The following is a 14,048-nucleotide window of genomic DNA, read 5'->3' on the forward strand; positions in this document are numbered from 1 at the left end:
TCTCCCCCTCCCCCCCTCCCCTTTGATGCCGCGTAAATACCTTAACTCCTGAGAGGATTTTAATTTTTCCAGTCAATTCCAGCTTTAGTCCTTCATAATCAGAGGTAAGTCCGCTTGTTGGTTTAGGAAAAACATCGACGGCTCCAGCTTCGAGCAATTGAAATACATTATAAGTATCCTCTGCCTGAACCGAAGCACTGATTACTAAAATCGGTCGTGGGAACTTTGCCATCACTTCCTTGATGAATTCCAGACCATTCATTTGAGCCATGTGAAAATCAGTACAGATCACATCTGGCCGAACTTTTGGTATCACTGCCAATGCCTCTAAACCATTGCGAGCAGTTCCAACAACCTCAATTTCTGGCGACGAGGCAAATATTCTTTTGAGGACAATGAGGACAACGGGGGAATCCTCTACTAACAAAACACGAATAGGAGCCATCGTAGTCTATTTTGGCTAGTTTTGAAGCTGAAATTATATCTAAAATTATACTACATAAATGAGTGCTACACCAATCTGCCCAAGGTTTGCAACAACACTTCTTGATTGAAATTCCCTTTGGTAATGTAGGCATTTGCTCCGGCTTCTGCACCTCTTTTTTTATCTTCATCTGAAGCCAAAGACGTAACTAAAATAATCGGTAAATCATTATATTCTCTATGCTGTCGAATCTTAGCAGTCAGGGCTAAACCATCTAAATTAGGCATTTGTACGTCTGAGACAACAGCATCAAAAGCGCGAGTTTTTAACTTATTATAAGCATCTAATCCATCTACTGCTGTCACCACTTCATAGCCGGCAGCTTCGAGAATCCGCTTTTCTTGAGTGCGGGTAGCGATTGAGTCTTCTGCTAACAATATAAGTTGCTTTTTTGTGACAGGATCGGTTCCCTGCTCAGTCAGGGTAACTAATGGTGTGCGGGATACTGCTTGTTTGCGTATAGACTTAATCAAATCTTGGGGATTTAATACCATACAAACTTCGCCAGTACCGAGAATAGTTGCACCAGCAATATTACGAACCCTTTTGAGCAAATGACTTTGAGGTTTGAGTACAACATCTTGTTCATCGATCAGAGCATCCACAAATAATCCTAATTGCTCCTCACCAACTTTCAGGATGATACAAGGTATTTGTGCAGAATTAGCAATTAGCACTTGATTATTTTCCGTCTTTTTACTATTTTCTAACTCTCTGTTTTTCTGATTCAATGAATCCCAGACTTTATTATCTAGTTCTAGAAGATTTGCTAGTTTGGCAACTGATAGTGGCTCTCCATCTAGAACAATTGTTTCTCTACCTTCTAGCGGAAAAATATCAGACTGTGACACCAGTCTAGTTGTCTGTACAAACTCGACTGGTAAGGCGTAATAAATGTCACTTACAGCTACAATTAGGACGTGAGCAGTAGCGAGAGTGGTGCCGAGTAATAGCCGCAAAGTACATCCTTTTTCTGGTGTTGATTCTACTTGAATAGTGCCTTTTAGGGCTTCTACATTAGTTCTAACTACATCTAAACCTACCCCTCTGCCAGAGACTTCTGTAACAAATGTGCGCGTCGAAAAACCAGAAGAAAAAATCAGATGTTGAATTTGGCTAACGGTCATACTTGCGAGTTCTTCTTCTGTGCAAATACCACGTTTTATTGCCGTTTCCTTAATCTGGTCAATGTTTAAGCCTCTGCCGTTATCGGAGACTTCAATTATGATATTAGTAGCAGTATTGTAGCCTTTAATGTGAATAGTAGCGATCCGGGGTTTGCTCTTTTTTTCACGCTCTGCTGGTGTTTCAACACCGTGATCGATAGCATTCCGAATCATGTGCATCAGAGGGTCTTTCATTTCTTCAAGAATGCGTTTGTCGGCTCTGGTTTCGCCCCCTTCAATGATTAGTTCTATTTCCTTTCCTTCCTGTCTAGCTAAGTCTTTAACCATTCGGGGAAATAGATTAAAAATAGTAGACAAAGGCAGCAGTCGTAAAGTGCGAATACCTTCCTCTAATTCGTCAGCAATTAAATCTAGTCGGGCAGTATCTTCATAAACTCCTCTTCTTAAGCGATTGATGATAGTTCCTAAACTTTCTAAACGTTCTTCTGCATATTGGTAGTATTTCTGCAATTGCGCTATTGTCCCATTTTTTGCAGCGCTATTTTGGAGGTTTTCTATCTGGTTGGCCGCGAAGCGATTGATGAAGGCATTGCGGCTCCAATCTTCCCACAAGTTGGTAATTTCTTCGATTTCGGAGAGTCGGTGTGCAAGTCTAATTTTAGTAACTGTGAGTTCCCCTGCTTGCGTCATTAAAGCATCGAGATTTTGGGTGGGAACCCGAATAGTTTCGATGCGGTAAGCGGGAGATATGGTGATATTTGCAGCGGTTTTTGTAGCGAGTTGAGGCAGCTTTTGTTCTAGATTTGTCTGTAAGGTCGAAGAGTCATTTGCTAAAGTTGCTTCTATATAACTTTCTTGTGAAACTGAAGGATCGGTGTTTAAATTTACGTCTACAAAGTTTATATCTTCTATTTCTAACTCCTGTATTATTTGGGTTTTACTTTCCTCTATTTGCAGGTTTTCCTGCGAGTTAATTTCTTCTATTTCTCTGTTACCTTGGGGTGGAGTAGAAGCGCCCATCATTGAAGCAAGGATGTAAAAACTATTGATGCCAGAAGGTTCCCCTGTAACAGCTTCGTTTACAAGTTTGCGAAGAGCGTCTAAACCTTGAGAAAGGCGATCGCTAATTTCAGGAATCCAAGCTGTTTCCCCCCGTTTTACACTTCCCAAAAGATGCTCCATTTGATGAGCTAATGTTGATACATCTTTTACGCCTAACATCCCAGCATCGCCTTTAAGGGAGTGGGTTTCTCGCAGCAATTCTTCTAATTTAGCGGAGTCACTGGGGTATTTATCTAAATACAGAAATCCATCGTCTAGCTTCTGCAAATGTTCTTCGCTTGCAGTTTTAAATACATTTCTTAATTCTTCATCATCAACGATCATTTTTGGTAATGGGTAATGGGTAATGGGTAATGGGTAATTCTGCAATAAATATCCTAAACTACAGCTTTAAGTTCTAGTGCGGCTTCATTTAATTTTTGTGTACCAACTTTAGTTTGACTGATACCGCTAGCTGTTTGGGCCGCAGCTTGGTTGAGAGAATTCATCGCATCAACTACCTGTTCGATGGCAATTACTTGCTGTTTAGCGTTCATAGAAATTTGTTGAGAACTCAAAACGACATTGTTAATTGCATTTGCTACACTTACAAAAGCTTGCGCTGTTTCCTCCGCAATATTTACTCCAGCTTCAACTGTCTTGGTTCCCTCATCGGTAACTATCACTGTCGAATTAATAGCCCTTTGAATATCAACCACCAGCAGATTAATTTTATCCGCTGATTTTTTACTCTGGTCGGCGAGTTTGCGAATTTCTGCGGCGACAACAGCAAATCCTTTGCCGTGTTCCCCTGCTCGTACTGCTTCAACTGCGGCATTTAGTGCCAGCATATTAGTTTGATTTGCTAGATCGCTTACCAAAGTTGAGATATTACCAATTTGATCGGTTTGTTCTCTTAATTGTATAATTTTTCCTTGCATCTCTGACACTTTAATTTGCAATGTTGCCATCGCTTCCAAGGTTTTTCCTACAGCTTTTGTTCCACCTCCAGCAAGGTTTAAAGCTTCCTTTGCTTCACTGGCAGCACTTTCTATCTGCTGTGCAGTTGCCCTTGAAGATGCGCCCAATTCATCCATTGTCGTAGTGGTTTGATTAACTGAAGCTGCTTGCTGAGTTGCCATCCGTTCCTGTTCCTCGACCGTTGTTGCAATCTCAGTTGAAGATGTCGCGATCGCGCTGATTGCCTGATTAATTGTTTTGATAATACCTGATGAAATAAACCAAGCAATAACTACATCAAAAAGCAGTAGGAACACTGAACCACTTACTAGCGACACGATCAAAAAGTTTAAACTTGCTTGAGCTTCTTTCATTTTTTCGTTTAGAAAATATTGTTCGTTTTTGCTAAATATGACGCTTAACTCATCAAATTCTTTAACGAAATCAGTGGCTTGGCCTTGGTTAAATAAAGCGATCGCTTCAGCTCTTTTGTTCTGTTTAATCAAGCTAATACTTCTGTTAGCATAATCAGAATATTCATTGACAAGTTCAACCATTTTGTTTAACTTAATTAACTGTTCTGGTATTTTAATTAGCGGTTTAACGCTGTTAGCACTTGTGGTAGCCAATTGTAATCCTGTTTGATAGTCAGTCAAAAAAAAGTCATCTCTTTTAATAAGATAGCCGCGCAAGTTACGAATCATTTGCTCAGCACCTCGTGACATATTATTATTTGCAATGATAATATTTTGTACTCTTTCTACTTCCTTGAAAGTATTAAATGTTTCATTTACGGTTGAGTAAGTTAGCGCGACCAACCCCAGACATACAACTGCGGGAGTTGCATATCCTATTAACATCCGACTTCTGATTTTTAATTGATTAAACATTTGCAGCTTTTTCTTGAGTAAGTAATTTGATTGTTGAGGTCAACTTTAATTATACTTCCTAATAGTTGTTTGTTCACTGTAGATATTATTTCATAAACTCAATGACTCACAGGAGAGGTATATCGATAGTGTGAGCCATTTTATAGTATTGGTATTCTGCCTTCTATTTCTCAGAATTAAAACTCCCAAAAAGGCTTAATTTCTCCTTGACGGATTGTATTAGTAGCAGAGTGAGTATTACCTTTGAGTTCGTAATAATACTTATCTTCCAAAAAGTCAACGCTAATCCCAGAAGGTGCTACTAATTGGCGAAATTTTTCCTGAGTGTAATCTTGACCGTCAATGATTGCACCGCGAGGGTTAGCAACTAGCAATTTACCGTTAACTGCTACACAGTTAACCATATTTGGCCACCAAGCATAACCACTATAACCGAACATTGCCGGAATTTGGATAATTTGATCGTCTGTCAGTTGAAACTCTTTTTTTAACTTTGACAAAAGAGGGTTGATTTTTTCTTGTTGCAAATAAAGGTTATGCTGAATCAGCGATTTGTTATTGAGAGCCACACTAACTGTTGTTTGGGTGCTTAGATCGCGATTCACTATCGCATCATTGTAACCTTTTTGAGCTAGTTCTTCTAACAATTTTACTCCTGCTTCTGGACTCACAACTATTAATAATGGTTTGCCCGAATTGTTGGGTATAAAACTGATAATTTCATCAGCATTCCGAATTAAAAGCCAAGAAGTGTCAATGTCAACTGGTGGCCCTTGAACTTGCTGAGCTTTGATAAAATCAACTACCTCTGGATTGAGTGTAGCAGTACCAGAATTACCATAATAAACTCGACCCATTGGATATCCAGGAATGGGCGGTGTTACTTCTAAATTACCGTACCCATCTGCCCACTGATTGAGGATATCTAGCCGCCGCGATTCGCCGATTTTAAAAACCCCAAAGTCGGATTCTAACAGTGATTTATTATTATTGCCTTCGCTGTTTAGGGCTGAATTCAATGTGCGAATCCCAGATTTATCGGGAAACTGAACATAGCCAATTTCTTGAGTTTCTTGCATCCAAATACTATCACCTGGGGTTACTTTTGCTTTAGCGCCTGTCGGTTCTACTGCTTGCTTAATTTGAGATACAAATTCAGAATTTTCTACGCCGCGATCGCTTACATAAATTTCCTTGACTGCTGCTGTATTGGGGGACATGATCCAAGGTGATACTCCCATTTGAATTGTGTCAGAAGCAATTTCTTTGCCATTTTTAGCGGCTGTGGCTTTGAGGGCAATTGCACCATTCCAGTTGCGATCGCGAAATTGTTTAGCTTCTACACCTAACACAATCTCGCGGTCAAAAACTAGGGGCTTTTTACCGGAAATATCTACAATTTGCCAGCCATCAGTGGTTTTTTGGAAAACATTAATGTGGTTTATAGCGGCGGTATCAGCAGTGAGAAAGATTTGAGAACCGACAAATTCTTCTGATAGTTTCAATGCAATGGGAGCTAAATCTTGTACGTCCCGATCGCCATTTACTTTTTGATCTTGCCAATCGGGAATTCCTTTACGATCGTCATCATCATTGTTAAATAGTATCAGCGCCCCGCTAGATAAAGACCATTGTTCGCGTCTTTGTTCGTCTCGATCGTCAATTATGCCATCTCTGTTTGTATCGCCCAAAAAGGAAAAACCTAGAGGCGGTGTAACGCTAGTTGAGGGAATAGATAGCGGTGTAATGGTGGCGGGTTTGCTAACAGTTGCTTTTGCCTGTTTTTCTAACCGCTCCCTATTTTTAGCTTCTTCAATTGATCGTGCTAATTGCAATTCATAAGTGGCGACAGCAACATATCCCTGATATTCGATAGTTTTTTCAATTACTTTATCAGTTAGGAAAGATTCTTGAGGAATTTGGCGCAAAATTTCGATTGCTTCTTGCCATAAATTTTGCGATCGCTTCCAGGTAGCTGCGTTAGGGTTCGGTATGCGTCCAATTTCCACAGCTTGCCTTGCTAGTTTAGCAGCTTGCTGCCAAGTATTATTTGCTTTTTCTTCAATAAGAATGCTAGCTTCAACTGCTTGAAGATTTTGGATAGAATTTTCGGACTGTTGGCGCTGGATTTCTTCTCTCCAGGGTTCTGGAAAGAGAGTGCGATCGCTATTTTGGGTGAGTTTATTTAAGTCAGCTTTGAGGCGATCGCGCAGTTTATAAAGTTCTGGTAGCGATCGCGCAGTCGGAGTCGCCTCTTGAAGCTGGTAGGTTTGGATCGTTGAGTTGACGGAAGATTGAGCAAGTGTGTGGGGGACAGCAACCCAAACGATACTAACCACGACACCGAAGGCATTGACGAGAGCGATCGCAACGTACCGAATCCAGCGCATTAGTTTATCCTCAGCTACTAAGCTAAATCTTAGCAGGATTATGCACTCATAGCGGTTTTCAGCCTGTTAACAGTTAACTATTAACCTTTAACTGTTAACAACTAACAAATTTCATGCTTAAATCTAGCCAAGTTGAACGGGTAATGGGAGCACTGGTTGAAATGTAGTCTACCCCAGTTTCAGCTACACTTCTAATTGTTTCTAAGCTAATATTTCCAGAGGCTTCGATTTTGATTCTTCTGCTATGCTGACGAATAATTTCAACTGCCTGACGCATTAAGTCAACCGACATATTATCTAACATGATTATGTCTGCTTCATGTTTTAAAGCCGTCTCTACTTCTGCCAGAGTTTCTGTTTCTACTTCTACTGTTAAAGGATAGGGAATTGTGAGCCTAATCCGAGCGATAGCTTCTCCAATTCCCCCCGCAGCAGCAATGTGATTATCTTTAATCATTACTCCATCATCTAACCCCATCCTGTGATTCCGAGCACCGCCAATTTGAGTGGCATACTTTTCTAATATTCTCAATCCCGGTGTTGTTTTGCGGGTATCTACCAGTTGCACTGGCAAATCGGCTATTTGATCGACATATTTGCGAGTAAAAGTAGCAATGCCACTGAGACGCATAGCTAAGTTCAATGCTACTCTTTCTCCCGTTAATAAAGCATCAAAATTGCCCGAAATTTCTGCAATAATTTTTCCTTTTTCACACCATTCTCCTTCTGAGACTTGTGGGATAAAGTTGACATTGCTATCTAAAAGGTAAAATACTCTGGCAGCGATCGGTAATCCCGCAATGACTCCAGACTCTTTAACTATCCATTTAGCTGTGCTCTGGATGCTTTGAGTGGGAAATAAGGCTGACGTGGTGCGATCGCCCCTACCGATATCCTCTACCAGCCAACTTTGTAACAGCGAGTCTAACACAATCCAAGGAGGAAGCGGAGAAAAAGATTTAATCATTATCCATCAAGGAAGAAAGACTCAGTTTACCAATTAGCAATTAGCAATTAGCCATTAGCAATTAGCAATTAGCCATTACCAATTACCAATTACCAATTACCAAAACACTAAGACTCTTTTCCTTCATTGCTGGAAAAGAGCCTTAGTTTTATATTATCCTGGCACCGAGCTATTTTTCCAGGCAGTTACCCACCAAGTATCTTCGCCGCAGCAGCGTTTAACATCCGAGTTCGGGATGGGATCGGTGTGGTTCCACCGCGCCATTGGCACCAAGAAAGCTTTTTAAACTCTCAATGCTTTTGGGCGTTAAGCTAGATGCTTTACTTGCCTCTCTTTATCTGAGGTAAGTTGCATCTTTTTTGCTTCACCTTTAATAACCTAGCAAGTTTTCCCAACTGTGTCAACCCCTTTCTGAAATTTTTTTCAACGGTCGATCGAGAGTTGCAAACTCATAGTCCGCGCAGGCGGACTTAGTTTGTATAGCCGCGATTTCCAATCGCCAGGACAAGTATAGTTTTAAGATCATACTTAGTATTACTTGTCAAGACTTTTTCCCGACTTAGCCCCAGATTTATCCCTACCTACAGACAAATAAAAGGCAAACCCTTGTTTAGCCGTTGCGGGGTCAAGTCCAGTCTGTACAAAACTGCTGACAGGACTCTGAGTAATACTACCATCGACAGCATTGCCATTCTCCTCTTCCCCACCTATCTCTTTAATGCCATTCCAATTCATGTAGGTATTTTGAAGACTGCGGAAGATTTCTTGATAAATTTGGCTTCTGACGCGATCGCCCCTTTTCCCATCCTCCAGTTTAATATCATCTACAAAAAAGCTAATATGCAATTCAAGATAAACCGAAGAATCATCGTGATTCATTCCTATCATCCTGATTTGCGGTTCTTGCCATTTTTTCCTCGGCACTTTCAACTTCTCTTTCAACCATTTAATTATCTCTATTACATAATCATCTAAGCGAGTTTCGTCAGCTTGAGGATTAGAAATTTTTTGAGACAAGCGTTGCGCCCTTCGCTTCAGCAAATTAATCTTTCGCTCCCATTCATCTGAAATGAAGAATTGATCCTCATCCAGCAAATTAGGATCTCTGAGCCAAATTCGATACCACTGTCTAATTAACTCAATCAGTCCCTCTTCATTATATTCTTCAAAATTAACAATAACACCGCGACCTTCCGTTTCCTCGCTCACTTGAAAACCTATGAGTTCTAAAATTGCTTGATATTCCTGTTGAACATTTTCTCTTTCATCTTGAGTTAAACCTCCTTTCTCAGCGAATTGTACAGTCACAACTAAAGATTCAAGAGCTTGTTCAATTTCCTCTAATTTTAAATTAACTTCTTGTTCAGCAACTAGGCGCAATTTGCCAATTTCTTGTTGTTCCCATAGATTCACATCACTTTCTTCAGCATTATAGTATTTCTCAATTACCTCCAATTTAGTATCAATATCTCCGAGCGTATCTGGATGAGCTAACACAATTGCTTGCATCATCTTCTTGGATTCCTCAAAATTACCCTCAGAGGGTATTTCTATTTCTAGAGAGTGATAGTATAAAGAAGTAGGGCGGCTTAAATTAGTTAGTTTTTGACCCTGCAAAACACTATTGGGAATATAAACATCACAATGGTTACTAAATATATAAAGCTGAGTTACTCTGATCCCAATCCGGCGCAGCATTCCAATTGAGCCATCTTCAAGGAGCAGAACGTCACCAAATCTGAAAGGAGTATCTATGAGTAAAACAACCCCACTAAAGAAATTAGACAAAATATCCTGAAGTGCAAAACCGAGAACAAAAGTAGCGCCACCCAGCGCTACCCAAATTCCACTTAAATCAACCCCAAAGGAGCTGAGCAAAAGCACACCGCCAATCATGTAAATAATCACAGGGACAACGGCCGAGAGGATGGGAAGCAAGACATCATCCCACATCGCTTCAGTTTTTTTAGTGTATTCTTTTAGGTAATAGATAAAAACTTCGACAAATAATTGCACCAACCAATAACTAATAGTGGCAATTGAAATCGGTCTCAGGATATGTTCTAATACAGCAAGAATATCAGCAGACACTAATTTGCCGATAGTAAATTTTAGACTATAAATAGTGAGGATGACCAGGATAGGATAAGAGGAAACACTCAAGGTGACGAGGGCAATATCCTGCTCAAATTTACGAAAAATGGGGCGCAAAATATAAAACAAGAATACATATAATACTCCTGTCACCAGAGCGTTAATTAGCAAAATAAGCAGGAACTTGACCGCTATATTCAGCGTTTCAAATTGATGCAATATATTTTCCAACATAGAAGTTACTACCTCAAATAAATTACGTTAATTTTTGGGCGGGAAACTCAACCATAATTAATATTATTAGTTGGAGCGACTAATAGCCGAATTTTCTCAAACTTGAAATTGATAAAGGTATATAAATTCTTCAGAAAACTGGCGATCGCTCCTACTATTTTACCTTATTCTACTACCAGTTTTAACCCTGGAAGCAATCGCTCTAAGTTTTTCAGTGATTTAGCTTGCCAAGGCATTATTTTTGAACCTATAACCACCAATTGAGTCTTCTTTTTCCGCATACCCAGTACAAACTTCGACAGCATACTGATCCCAGAACTATTGAGGAATCCTAATTCTTTGACATTTAATGTTAGTGTTGAGGATGCTAAACCAGCTACTTCATCGAGCAACTTAACAATTGGAGCATAATCCTTGGGCCCTCCTAGACTGATTTCCCCTTTAAAATAAACTGTTGAGGATGTTGGATCGTATTGAACCTGATAGTCCTCACCCTTGACTTCTTGATTACTCATAGGTTGTGTGTCTTTTTTTGTTTAATGGTCTAAATTCATCACTTAAAATTATACAACAATTTGAGCCATTGTAGTAACAATAATAATTTGTGGAGCGCTGGGTTCTGACTCAAATTTCCAGCCTAATTTTGCTGAATAATCATTGATTATAGTCAGCAAACCTAAGCCCGAAGCTTCACTTTGTTCGGATGCGGCAGCTTTTTCAATCTGTTGAACATATAACTCGTTAAGATCGGCAGATAGTAATTCTTCAATAAATGCTTGGAATTTCTCAATTTTTTTAGAATTAATACTATTCTTCGTGAAAATGATAGCAGTGACTCGCTCTAAGTCTTCCAGAAAATGAATCCCAAAATTAACTCGCTTGTGTTTACTAAATTCGTTAAATTTCATGGCATTTTCTAAGAGTTCATTTCCGATATAACTCACAGCATTTTTCATGGCTTTGATCCGTTCTTCTCCTCGATCCTCATCTTCATCAATTGGCAAAAGATTTGAGAAATAGTCAGCCAAAAAGTAAGCAGACAAACGGCAATTACACCACATCTTTTCGCTGGGATTAAAACTGTGAGTAAAGCTCAATTCTAAATAATCATGAAGGGGAAAATCATTAATAAACTCTCCAAAAACTTGACTCATATCTGTCTCCTATTAATTGAGATAAAGCAGCTTTGACCTTAATTTACAAGACAAAATGTTCGCGTTTGACCTAGAGAGATCATTTCCCAAAAAATCTAAATTTCTTCTTTGTCTTCACTGTCTCCTTAACTTCCTTTAAGGGTTCCTCTTCCTCCAATAATTCTTCTTCCTCCAAAGGTTCTTCTTCCTCCAAAGGTTCTTCCTCCTCTAATTCTTGCAAATTATTAGAATATTCTTGTTTGATTATAACTAAAGTAATATCATCAAACACCTTTTGTAAACCAATAAATTCTTTTACGTCATCAATTATAGCTTGCTTAACTTCTTCAGCAGATTTATCCCAATTTTGACTAATAACCTCGCATAATTTTTCAATGCCATATTGTTTTTTCTGGATGTTATAAGCTTCAGGAATTCCATCAGTATAAAGGACAATTCCATCTCCCTCTTTCAATTCAATAGTAGTATGATTTATAAACTCAATAATTTCCTCGTCTAACCCAATTGGAAAACCTAAATTCATGGTGTTAATACGCTCAACATAACCCCCTTTTCGCACTACAATAGTTTCCTCATGCTGACCGCTGATACTTACTCTACCTTTTGTATAAGTAAGAATGACTAATGTCAAATTCTTCTCAGAATTCATCCTGCGGACATTTTTATAAATAGTACGGTTGAGGGCATCTAAAAATTTAATAGGATCGAGTTCTCGAATTTCTTTAAGAGTTCGGACTGCTGTTTGCGTCATTACCATTAAAATGCCACTTTCGAGTCCGTGTCCAGTGACATCACCGATGCCAATTGTGACAACTCCATCTACATAAAGAACGTCATAGTAGTCGCCACCTACTTCATCAGCAGGTTCCATATATCCTGCAATTTCTAAACCTTCGATCGCGTCTAATTCATCTGATGTAGGCAGAATCATCTGCTGCATTTGACGCAGCATATCTAGTTCTTTCGCCATACGGAAGTTTTCAGCTTGGAGAATTGCTTCAGCTTCGTTGCGCTTGAGAAGATTTACATAAGCTTTAGAGTGATAGCGGATACGGGCGATCAGTTCTGCTTTATCTGGGAGTTTAACTACATAATCATTAGCGCCTAATGCAAAAGCTTTGGCTTTGATTAGAGGTTCTTCTTTACTAGAGAGAACGATCAGCGGAACATATCTTGTGGGGGCATTTTTAGCTCGCAAAAAGCGAACTAAAACCAGTCCCTCCATTTCCGGCATAACTAAGTCTTGTAAGATCACAGTTGGCTGACATAAACGAGCGACTTTAAGTGCCTCGGTAGGGTTGCTACAGTAATGAAAGGTGATATCTTTTTCAGGAAGCAGCATTCGACGAACGGCTTCGCCGATCATTGGCTGATCGTCGATGAGCAAGACTGTAATTGGATCTTCTATCATTGAATTCACTTCCTTTTAATACACTAACTAGAAGATAAAAAGTAAAACGTAACTAAGTAACTAACGGTTTATTGCTAATTGCTCAATCAAAGTAGAAGCGATGGCATCTAGTGGTAAAATTTCCACCGCAGCGCCCAATTCTACGGCGGCTTTCGGCATTCCATAAACCACACAACTTGCCTGATTTTGAGCAATGGTATGCCATCCCTTTGTACGTAACAAATTTAGCCCTTCCGCTCCATCTCGACCCATTCCTGTTAGTAGCACCGCAGTTCCTTGGCGATGCCAATAATGAGCGATACTTTTAAAAAATACATCAACTGAAGGACGATAGGGATAATCAATCGGGTTTTTCGTATAACTTAAGCAGAAATTTGGTTGCAATGAAAGGTGATCGTTTGTGCCGGCAACTAATACTTTTCCTATTTCTAAACGACTACCTTCTGATGCTAGCTCCACACTCAAAGGCGTTTGTTCATTCAGCCATTCTACCAAACTAGGAGTAAATTGTGCATCTACGTGCTGGACGATAGCTACTGCTGCGCCAAAGTTTGCTGGTAAACGAGAAAGAATCTTTGCTAGAGCATTTGGCCCTCCAGTAGAAGAGCCGATCGCGATTAAAGGAGGAACACGGGGTGCCAGGGGTGAGAATATAGAGTTAGGATTTTGGGTTGGGATTCTAGATTTAGAAACTGCTGTTGATTTACCAATCAGTTTACTAATAGTTACAATTTTTGCCAGCATTGCTTGGGCGGCTTCTGGATTACCGCTAGCTCCTAAAACTGGTGTACTGACAGCATCTAATGCTCCATATCCCATTGCTTCAAATACTTTAGAAGCATTTTTTTCAACGCTAGCTGTTACTATTACAATCGCGCAGGGATAATTCTTCATAATCTGGCGAGTTGCCTCTACTCCATCCATGATGGGCATTATCAAATCCATCAGAATTATGTCAGGGGTATCTTGGGCGCATTTGCTAACTGCTTCAGCGCCATCACGAGCTATCCAAACTACTTGATAGTCTTTGACAGTCATCAAAACGCGCCTTAGCGTCTCTACTGCTATTACCATGTCGTTAACAATTGCGATTCTCATATTATTGGTTAGTGGTTAGTTGTTAGTGGTTAGTGGTTAGTTGTTAGTGGTTAGTTGTTAGTTGTTAGTTGTTAGGGTTAATGCTTGGGTTGTCGGACTTATGCTCACAGTACGGCCGCTATCTTGGTAATTCCTTTACCGCCCAGATGGCGGCGTTATGGATAGTTTTGTGTAATTCCTAGGTTAGTAGTATTAACA

The 14,048-nt window shown here is 39.7% G+C and carries 10 protein-coding genes and 1 rRNA gene; all 11 read right to left on the minus strand.

The genetic code is table 11. The annotated features are described in order from the left end of the window. On the minus strand, positions 1-445 hold a 445-nt coding region (locus tag PY364_RS12045), incomplete at its 3' end, for a response regulator (protein ID WP_275522787.1). 65 nt (positions 446-510) lie between these two features. Next, positions 511-2,997 (minus strand): hybrid sensor histidine kinase/response regulator, encoded by a 2,487-nt coding sequence (locus PY364_RS12050; RefSeq protein ID WP_275522788.1) that lies wholly within the window; start codon positions 2,995-2,997, stop codon positions 511-513. A gap of 53 nt (positions 2,998-3,050) precedes the next feature. Then, positions 3,051-4,502, minus strand: a complete 1,452-nt coding sequence (locus PY364_RS12055) for a methyl-accepting chemotaxis protein (protein ID WP_275522790.1) — start codon at positions 4,500-4,502, stop codon at positions 3,051-3,053. Between the two features lie 176 nt (positions 4,503-4,678). After that, complete coding sequence (locus tag PY364_RS12060) at positions 4,679-6,892, minus strand: protein-arginine deiminase family protein (RefSeq protein ID WP_275522792.1); 2,214 nt, start codon at positions 6,890-6,892, stop codon at positions 4,679-4,681. A 94-nt stretch (positions 6,893-6,986) separates the two neighbouring features. After that, the gene (gene nadC, locus PY364_RS12065) at positions 6,987-7,859 is read right to left on the minus strand and encodes a carboxylating nicotinate-nucleotide diphosphorylase (RefSeq protein ID WP_275522794.1); all 873 of its coding nucleotides are present in this window, start codon (positions 7,857-7,859) and stop codon (positions 6,987-6,989) included. Positions 7,860-8,015: 156 nt separating this feature from the next. Continuing rightward, positions 8,016-8,133 (minus strand): 5S ribosomal RNA (gene rrf, locus PY364_RS12070). Between the two features lie 260 nt (positions 8,134-8,393). Next, complete coding sequence (locus PY364_RS12075; RefSeq protein WP_275522795.1) at positions 8,394-10,187, minus strand: mechanosensitive ion channel domain-containing protein; 1,794 nt, start codon at positions 10,185-10,187, stop codon at positions 8,394-8,396. Positions 10,188-10,351: 164 nt separating this feature from the next. Continuing rightward, on the minus strand, positions 10,352-10,702 hold the full coding sequence (locus PY364_RS12080; RefSeq protein ID WP_275522796.1) for a hypothetical protein: 351 nt from the start codon (positions 10,700-10,702) through the stop codon (positions 10,352-10,354). 48 nt (positions 10,703-10,750) lie between these two features. Further along, positions 10,751-11,341 carry a DUF6272 family protein gene (locus PY364_RS12085; RefSeq protein WP_275522797.1) on the minus strand — a complete coding sequence of 197 codons (591 nt, stop codon included), beginning with the start codon at positions 11,339-11,341 and terminating at the stop codon, positions 10,751-10,753. 79 nt (positions 11,342-11,420) lie between these two features. After that, positions 11,421-12,752 carry a SpoIIE family protein phosphatase gene (locus tag PY364_RS28845; RefSeq protein WP_343277571.1) on the minus strand — a complete coding sequence of 444 codons (1,332 nt, stop codon included), beginning with the start codon at positions 12,750-12,752 and terminating at the stop codon, positions 11,421-11,423. A gap of 60 nt (positions 12,753-12,812) precedes the next feature. Beyond that, on the minus strand, positions 12,813-13,850 hold the full coding sequence (locus PY364_RS12100; protein WP_275522799.1) for a chemotaxis response regulator protein-glutamate methylesterase: 1,038 nt from the start codon (positions 13,848-13,850) through the stop codon (positions 12,813-12,815). Positions 13,851-14,048 lie beyond the last annotated feature (198 nt).

The organism is Kamptonema sp. UHCC 0994 (assembly GCF_029167235.1).
Lineage (GTDB): Bacteria > Cyanobacteriota > Cyanobacteriia > Cyanobacteriales > Microcoleaceae > Kamptonema.